Below are 6,903 nucleotides of genomic sequence, written 5' to 3'. Positions count from 1 at the left end.
GCCGAACTGGATGTCGAGCGCGGGGCTCGCCACCACCTCGCCTTCGGATTCGGCCCGCACCAGTGCCTCGGCCAGAACCTGGCGCGCCTTGAACTGCAGATCGTCTTCGACACGCTGTTCCGCCGCATCCCCACCCTGCGGCTCGCCGCACCCGTCGAAGACCTGCCGTTCAAGACGGACGCCGTCATCTACGGCGTTCACGAACTCCCGGTCACCTGGTGAGGAGGACATGATGCGGATCCAGGAGGACACCGGGGTCTGCGTCGGCTCCGGCCAGTGCGTCCTGACCGGCCGGCTCACCAGAGGTCGGGGTAGTAGCGGGGGCAGACGCAGTTTCTGTCGTCCTGCGGCGGGTCCACGACCTGGCCGGCGATCGGGGCCAGGAGCTCCTCGATGACCTTGGCTGAAGCGACTGCGACGCCGGTGACGCTGTAGTGATCAACCGTGTCGGCCACGCTGATGTTCAGGCGGTCGCCGTGCGACCAGACGTGGGCGCGTTGCCCGGCGATCTCCACATGCCCGGGCTGGCCGATCCCAGGGAAGCGCGGCATGGCGGTTGAGAAGCGGGAGAACTCGGCCGCAGAGTAGGCGACGCCGGGGATCGGTTGCGGGGTGTCGAGGGGGAGCCGCTTCACGGGCACGTCGAGTGCGGACAGCGTCCGCAAGAGGTCGGTCTGCGTCTCGACGCGCAGACTGACCAGCAAGTGGTCGCCGTCGTTGGAGTGCCCGCCGTACGCGCGGCAGAAGCGGAAGTAGGCCAGCTCGCGCGCCCATGCGCGAAGCTGGGCCGGCGGGTGACGCTCGTGGAGATAGTCGGTCCAGCGCTTCCCGTTCACCCGCCGGATCGTACATCGCAGTGCATCGTAGAGTCTTGTGCTCCCCGTGCCCGCCGTGCGCATCTGCTGCTCGCACGTGCGCCCAGCGTGATGACCGTCTTGTGCCAAGAGGTGCGCCTTGGCCAGGCGGTCGGCGAAGTACAGCCCATTCACGGCATCCACGATCACCAGGGATTGATTCAGGGTGAGCGTGGTCATTCGACGGCGCGTGCCCGGATGGCATGCAGCGCCTCCGTCAGCGTTTCTGCGGTGGGTGCGCGTTCCGGATCGATGAGCCGCTGCATGATCAGTCCAGTCAGCAGAGTCAGGTAGAAAGCGCCGACCGCCCGCTGTGTCGCTCGGGGCAACGTGGCCTCGCCGAGCCAGTCGGCCAGCTCCAGGCGGGCGGCTTCCTGTGCGTCAGCCAGCGCTTGTCGCAGCTGCGGCAGGCGCTCGGCCTGGGCGAAGACCTCGATGTTGGCCACGAAGACGGGACGGTGCAGGTCGAGCAGCTCGATCGCCCGCTGCCACAGGGTCTCGAACCCCTCGCGCGGCACGTCATCCGCCAGAGCCTGACGCAGCCCGTCGGCCCAGTCGGTGGTCGCCTCGAGCATGGCCTCGAACAGCAGCGCGTCCTTCGACCCGAAGTGATAGCCGATGGAGGCCAGATTGGCGCCCGAGGCCCTGGCGATGTCGCGCGCCGTGGTGTGCGCGTAACCGCGCTCCTGCAGGCAGCGTTTGGCGCCGTCGATCAGCTTGTCTCGCTCTCCCATGCCGTCACCCTATCCAAACATCTGTCAAAAACATATGTTTTGCACAAGCGATTAAAACATGTGTATGGTCGGCGGCATGACGCAAGCAACCGCAACGGCCACGGCCGCGAGCGACTTCAGCCGTCTGTCCAGACGTGTCATGCAGGCCGGGCTACTCGACCGGCGCCCGCGCTACTACCTGGTACGGCTCAGCGTGGTAGCAGGTCTCTACCTCGCAGGCGTGGCGGTGTTCTTCTCGCTCGGCGACTCCTGGCTCCAGGTGCCGTTGGCCGCCTACTTCGCGATCGTCTTCGCCCAGGTCGCCCTCGTGCTGCACGACCTGGCGCATCGACAGATCTTCCGTCTTCGGCGGCCGAGCGAGATCCTCGGACGGCTCGCGGGCAACCTCGGGATCGGTCTCGGCTACGGCTGGTGGATGAACAAGCACACCCGCCACCACGCCAACCCCAACCACGAGGACCTCGATCCGGACGTTGTGCCCGACGTCCTGGTGTGGTCACAGGAGCAGGCACGCGACAGCAGCGGGCCGGCCCGGCTCATCGGCGGCCGACAGGCGTTCCTGTTCTATCCGCTGCTCCTGCTGGAAGGGCTCAACCTGCACGCCGGCGGCGTACGCGCGTTGCGGCAGCCCTGGATGAAGCATCGGCTGCTGGAGGGCGCGCTGCTGTTCGCCCACTTCGCCCTCTACCTGGGTGTGCTGGCCTGGGTCCTGCCCCCGGGCAAGGCGCTGGCCTTCTTCGCCGTGCATCAAGGGCTGTTCGGCCTCTACATGGGCTGTGTCTTCGCGCCCGGCCACAAAGGCATGCCGACGCTGACCGGGGAGACCAAGCTCGACTTCCTGCGCAGGCAGGTGCTGACCACCCGCAACGTGCGCGGCGGCCGGTTCGTCGACTTCGCGATGGGCGGGCTCAACTACCAGATCGAACACCACCTTTTCCCCAGCATGCCCACCCCCAACCTTCGCCTGGCGCAGCCGATCGTTCGGGCCTACTGCCGGCAACTGCGCCTGCCGTACCACGAAGTCGGTTTCGTGACCTCGCACGTCGAGGCCGTGCGCCACCTGCACCACGCGGGCGCCCCCCTCAGGAAGGAGGCCCACTCATGAAGGCCGGACGCAAGCAGTGGATCGGACTGGCCGTGCTCGTCCTGCCGGTCCTGCTGATCTCCGTGGACCTGCACGTGCTGTCGTACGCGCTGCCGTTCATCAGCGCCAGCCTGGCACCGAGCAGTTCCCAGCTGCTGTGGATCATCGACATCTACCCGTTCATGCTGGCCGGGCTCCTGCTGCCGATGGGCACGCTGGGCGACAGGATCGGACGGCGACGGCTACTGATGGCCGGGGCGGGCGCGTTCGGCGCCGCCTCCGCGATCGCCGCATTCTCCGCCGACGCCGGCATGCTCGTGGCCACCCGGGCCCTGCTCGGCGTCGGCGGCGCCACGCTGATGCCCTCGACGCTGTCGCTGATCCGCAATATGTTCCGCGACGACGGCCAGCGCCGCATAGCCATCTCCATCTGGACCGCGGCCTTCGCCGGCGGTGCCATGCTGGGGCCGCTGATGGGCGGCGCGCTGCTGGAGCATTTCTGGTGGGGTTCGGTGTTCCTGGTCAACCTGCCGGTGATGGCGCTGCTGCTGGTCCTGGCCCCGCTGCTGCTGCCGGAGTCGCGCGATCCGCGCCCGGGCCGGTTCGACCTGCTCAGCGTGGCGCTGTCGCTGGCGGCGATCCTGCCGACCATCTACGGCGTCCAGCACATCGCCCAGGACGGCTTCGGCCTGCCGCCGGTGGCGGCCATCGCGGCCGGCCTGTCGCTGGGGGTCGCCTTCGTGCGCCGCCAGCGCGCGCTGCCCCATCCGATGCTGGATGTGCGGCTGTTCGCCGGCCGCGCGTTCACCGCCGCCATCGGCACCAACACCCTCGGCGTCTTCGCCATGGTCGGCTCCAGCCTCTTCACCACCCAGTACCTGCAGATGGTCATGGGCGCCCGCCCGTTCGTCGCCGGCCTGTACGCCCTGCCCTCGGCGGGCGTCGCCATGCTCACCGCGGCGCTGGCCCCCGTTCTGGTACGGAGGATCCGTCCCGGTCTGGTGGTCTGCGCCGGACTGCTCATCGGCGCCGCCGGGTTCGCACTGCTGGCCAGGCTGGACACCAGCGGCCAAGCCATACCGCTGATCGTCGGGATCATGCTGATGGCCGGGGGAGTCACGCTTGTCCTGACGGTCTCATCCGACCTGATCATCGCCACCGCTCCGCCGGAGCGGGCGGGTTCGGTGGCCGGGCTGTCGCAGGTGGCCACCGAGTTCGGCGGCGCGCTCGGCATCTCCCTGCTGGGCAGCATCGGCGCCGCCGTCTACCGCGACCACCTCGCCGATGCCGACGCCCCAGCACAGGCGCTCGACACCCTCGGCGCCGCTCTGGAGGCGGCACGGCACCTGCCGCAGCCGGCGGGAGACGCCTTGGCCGCCACGGCCCGTGAAGCCTTCACCCAGGGCCAGCACCACGCCATGATCGCGGCAGCCGCGGGCTTGTGCCTGATGGCGGTGCTGGCGCCGATCCTGCTGCGGTCCGTACCGCGTGCCGGGCAGCCTGAACGGCGAAGCGGCCAGCACGCGATGCGGTGAGCCCGGGCCTCAGGCGGTGGCCGCCTCGGCGACGGACCGGATACCGAGGACAAGGTCGCGAGCTGTTGGGGCGTTGTCCGGATCGACGCTCCACCGCACCAACAGGCCGATGAGCAGGGTCAGCAGCACCTGAGCCCCCGCCTTGTCTTCCTGCGGGAGTCGCTTGCCCAGCTCGCCCTGGGCGAGCGCCTGCCCCTCGGCCAGCCGGGCCCGTACCTCGGGGAGATGGGCCGCCTGCGCCAACGTGTCGACGTTGGCCAGCCACAGCGCCGGGTTGCTCTGGAAGGAGTCGATCAGTTCGGTCCAGAACGCTCCGAACCACTCTCGGGAGTCGTCGGGGAGAGCCTTGAGGATCTCCTCGACCGCTTCTCCGGTCGTCTCGATCATCGCCTGGGTAAGCAGCGCGTCCTTGGAGCGGAAGTGATAGTTGATCGCGGCGAGGTTGCTGCCGGAGACGGCGACGATGTCACGCACCGTCGTGCGTGCGTATCCACGCTCGGCCAGGCACTGTTTGGCCGCGGCCAGCAAATTTTCGGGGACTCCCACGCGGGGATCCTACCAGCGCGGCAAACACTCGTTTCAAACATATGCCTGGCGTCGAGGGTTCAGAACGACGGAGCCGGGCCTCCGGCAGGTAGAGGTGCCATTCGCCGCGCGCTGTCCGTCAGCCAGGTTCCACAGGCGGATCGTGGTGTCGCCGCGCCCGCCGGGGTACGGCCGTCTCCTCGCCCAACCCGGGACCACTCGGCAGCTCCAGCAGGGGCTTGCCGGTGGCGACGTCGGCTACGTGGACGTGCCCACCATGCCGACGCGTGCCACGGTCCCGCCGTCGGGGCTGTGCTAGCGGATCGTCTTGCTGATCCACTCCGCGTAAGCGGGCACATTGGTATAGAGGCCGGGACCTTCCGCGCAGGACGGGCTCGCGGCGCCGGGGCCTGATGTGACGCCGATGAGTTCCCATCGGCCGCGCCTGCCGCGCTGGATCTGCGGCGAGCCGGAGTCGCCGTTGCATGCCATGGCGTCCGGCACCTGGCTGACCGTGCACAGCCGGGTCTTGGTCGCGTAGCCAGGGCCGCACTCGGACCTCGCGCCTCTGCGGGTGTCGAGTTCCTGGAGTCGCTGGGACATCTTCCAGTCGGCCGGGTTGCGCTTGAACTCGGTGATGCCGAAGCCGATGATCCGGGTCGGGGTGCCGGGCCGTCCTGGCCGTTCGGCGATCCGGATGGGCTTGTAGGAGACAGGACGGTCCAAGCGGACCAGCGCGATGTCGTTCTTGTTGGGCGTGTCCTGGGCGAAACGAGGATGGACCACCGCCTGTGCGATCTTACGGACCGTGCCCCCCGACTTTCGCTGGTCGCTGCCGATACGGACCTCTCCCGTCGGGATCGACCCGATATCCTTGTTGAGACAGTGAGCCGCGGTCACCACCCACTGCGGGTGGATCAACGCCGCCCCGCACACGCCGTCCTTGAGGCCCAGGCCCGGCGCCGATATCGGGATCGACGCCATGAACGAGTAGGACTGCGTGGCGTCCTTGCCGTTGATGATCGCTCCGGCGCTACCGGTCGTCGCGGCGAGACAGGCCACGCCGGCCGCGGCGACGATGGTGGAACGTGACAGAGCGCGGCGGAACGATTCCATGCCAAACAATGGGGTTAGCCCCTTCAATGGAGGATTAAGAGGTACCCACGCTATGTGTTCGAGATTGGCGGGGTTATCACGCCAGCACGTCAACTCATGGTAGGGATTACCCCCGGACCAGGGCGGACATCTCAGCAGAGGCAACACCGGTTTCGTAGGTGGGCCATGCGATGTCGTCAACCGCCAGAAACGGCTCGCCGGCCACGGTCGCCGGGGTCACTCCGGCGAACGCCATGACGTCCCGATGCAGGTGGGACTGGTCGGCGTAGCCGCCGTCGGCCGCGACTCGGGCCGCGCCCTCACCCGCGACCAGGCGGTGGGCGGCATGGTCGAAGCGGACCAGCTTCGCGGCGCGCTTGGGCGGCAGGCCGAGCTGCGAGCGGAACCGGGACCACAGGCGCTTACGGCTCCATCCGACCTCGGCCGCCAGTCCGTCGACCCGGACCAGGCCGCGGCCGACGACGATCCGGTCCCAGGCCCAGGCCACCTCCGGGTCTACCGGCGCCCCCGCCTCATGCCGGCGGGCGAGCAACGCGTCGATCAACGCGAAGCGATCCTGCCAGGACGAGACATCGCCCAGTCGTTCGCGAATCTGTGGCGCCTCCCGGCCCCACAGATCGTCGAGGGCCACCACGGCGCCGTCGAGGCCGGCCGGGGAGACGCCCAGAACCGCGCGTGCGATCACCGGGGACAGGCGCACCTGCACGCACTCGACGTTCTCACCCCGCGCCCAGACCGCGCCTCCGGACCCGATCCCGGGCCCGGCGACGAGGCTTCCCCGCTGCTGCCGTCCGCCGGCATCGTCCACGATGGGCTGGCCGGCGCCGAACTCCAGAAGCAGCGTCACGGCCGGGTGCGGGACCATCCGCAGCGTGTCCAGGTCACGGACACGGAACCCGGCCATGGTGACACCGGCCACCCGGCTGGGCCGCTGCGGGCACGCGACGTGCCACACAGCCCCACCGTGTACGAACGTCCGCACCATCCCATGCTATGCGAGCCGACTGAGGGGAACATTTGTCCAATCCGCCGGCGCGTTCCGGCGGCGACAGTGG

Annotated in this window: 8 protein-coding genes; 3 read left to right on the top strand and 5 right to left on the bottom strand. The window is 69.0% G+C overall.

What is annotated here, in order from left to right:
• The coding region (locus ABT294_RS49935; RefSeq protein WP_350813598.1) for a cytochrome P450 at positions 1-222 on the top strand (222 nt) is incomplete at its 5' end.
• Between the two features lie 74 nt (positions 223-296).
• Here the strand turns inward: ABT294_RS49935 and ABT294_RS49930 are convergent.
• Positions 297-1,034, bottom strand: coding sequence for a hypothetical protein (locus tag ABT294_RS49930; RefSeq protein ID WP_350813597.1), 738 nt, complete (start codon positions 1,032-1,034; stop codon positions 297-299).
• Complete coding sequence (locus ABT294_RS49925; RefSeq protein WP_350813596.1) at positions 1,031-1,588, bottom strand: TetR/AcrR family transcriptional regulator; 558 nt, start codon at positions 1,586-1,588, stop codon at positions 1,031-1,033. The genes ABT294_RS49930 and ABT294_RS49925 overlap by 4 nt, the downstream gene beginning before the upstream one ends.
• 76 nt (positions 1,589-1,664) lie before the next feature.
• On the opposite strand from ABT294_RS49925, the gene ABT294_RS49920 reads away from it, so the two are divergent.
• Positions 1,665-2,693, top strand: coding sequence for a fatty acid desaturase family protein (locus ABT294_RS49920; RefSeq protein WP_350813595.1), 1,029 nt, complete (start codon positions 1,665-1,667; stop codon positions 2,691-2,693).
• Positions 2,690-4,207, top strand: a complete 1,518-nt coding sequence (locus tag ABT294_RS49915; protein WP_350813594.1) for an MFS transporter — start codon at positions 2,690-2,692, stop codon at positions 4,205-4,207. The genes ABT294_RS49920 and ABT294_RS49915 overlap by 4 nt, the downstream gene beginning before the upstream one ends.
• A 9-nt stretch (positions 4,208-4,216) precedes the next feature.
• Here the strand turns inward: ABT294_RS49915 and ABT294_RS49910 are convergent, their stop codons facing one another.
• From ABT294_RS49910 to ABT294_RS49900, 3 genes are all read right to left on the bottom strand, one after another.
• On the bottom strand, positions 4,217-4,753 hold the full coding sequence (locus ABT294_RS49910) for a TetR/AcrR family transcriptional regulator (RefSeq protein ID WP_350813593.1): 537 nt from the start codon (positions 4,751-4,753) through the stop codon (positions 4,217-4,219).
• Between the two features lie 294 nt (positions 4,754-5,047).
• Positions 5,048-5,848 carry a S1 family peptidase gene (locus tag ABT294_RS49905; RefSeq protein ID WP_350813592.1) on the bottom strand — a complete coding sequence of 267 codons (801 nt, stop codon included), beginning with the start codon at positions 5,846-5,848 and terminating at the stop codon, positions 5,048-5,050.
• Between the two features lie 106 nt (positions 5,849-5,954).
• Positions 5,955-6,803, bottom strand: coding sequence for an AraC family transcriptional regulator (locus ABT294_RS49900; protein WP_350813591.1), 849 nt, complete (start codon positions 6,801-6,803; stop codon positions 5,955-5,957).
• Positions 6,804-6,903 lie beyond the last annotated feature (100 nt).

Source organism: Nonomuraea sp. NPDC000554, assembly GCF_040300065.1.
Classification (GTDB): domain Bacteria; phylum Actinomycetota; class Actinomycetes; order Streptosporangiales; family Streptosporangiaceae; genus Nonomuraea.
This window is presented reverse-complemented; position numbering and strand designations above follow the sequence as displayed.